This window comes from Kytococcus sp. HMSC28H12 (genome assembly GCF_001816045.1).
GTDB classification, from domain to species: Bacteria; Actinomycetota; Actinomycetes; order Actinomycetales; family Dermatophilaceae; genus Kytococcus; species Kytococcus schroeteri.
In genome coordinates this window covers 1-766 of record NZ_KV824595.1, presented here as the reverse complement: position 1 = coordinate 766, position 766 = coordinate 1, and the positions used below count along the sequence as shown (strand labels likewise).

At 77.0% G+C, this 766-nt stretch carries 1 protein-coding gene; it reads left to right on the top strand.

Annotated elements, in window-relative coordinates; translation table 11 throughout:
* Positions 1-766 (top strand): ATP-binding cassette domain-containing protein (locus HMPREF3099_RS09380; protein ID WP_141762105.1); only part of this gene is annotated, 766 nt, incomplete at both ends.

The following is a 766-nucleotide window of genomic DNA, read 5'->3' as shown; positions in this document are numbered from 1 at the left end:
TGGGGCGGCGCACCGCATCGGACCGGCTGGCCCTCACCGCCCGCGGCGTGCGGGTGGAGCACGGACGGCTCCTGGCCGTAGCCGGTGTGGACCTCGACCTGGCCGCCGGCGAGGTGGTGGCGCTCATGGGCCGCAACGGGTCGGGCAAGTCCTCCCTGCTCTGGGCGCTGCAGGGCACGGGGCGGCGCGCGGCGGGCACGGTGACCACGGCGGCGGGTGAGGACCCGGCATCGTTGGCGCCCACCGAGGCGCGACGCCAGGTGACGCTCGTGCCGCAGGACGCCACCGCCCTGCTCTGGCTGGAGACCGTGGCCGACGAGCTCGCCCAGGCCGATGCCGAGTCCGGTGCCGCCCCCGGCACCGCCTGGGCCGTGCTCGAGCGGCTCGGGGTGAGGCTGCCGGCCGACGCCCACCCGCGCGACCTCTCCGAGGGACAGCGGCTGGCCCTGGTGCTCGCCATCCAGCTCACCGCCGCGCCCGGCGTGGTGCTGCTCGACGAGCCCACCCGCGGCCTGGACCACGCCACCAAGGACCACCTGGCCACGATGCTGCGCCGCCTGGCCGACGACGGGGCGGCCGTGGTGGTGGCCACGCACGACGTGGAGTTCGCCGCCGCGGCCACCGACCGCATGGTGCTCGTGGCCGACGGGGACCTCGTGGCCGACGGCCCCACCGCCCGCGTGGCCACCAGCTCGCCCACCTTCGCCCCGCAGGTGTCCAAGGTGTTCGCGCCGCACCCCGTGCTCACCGTCGATGCCGTGCACCC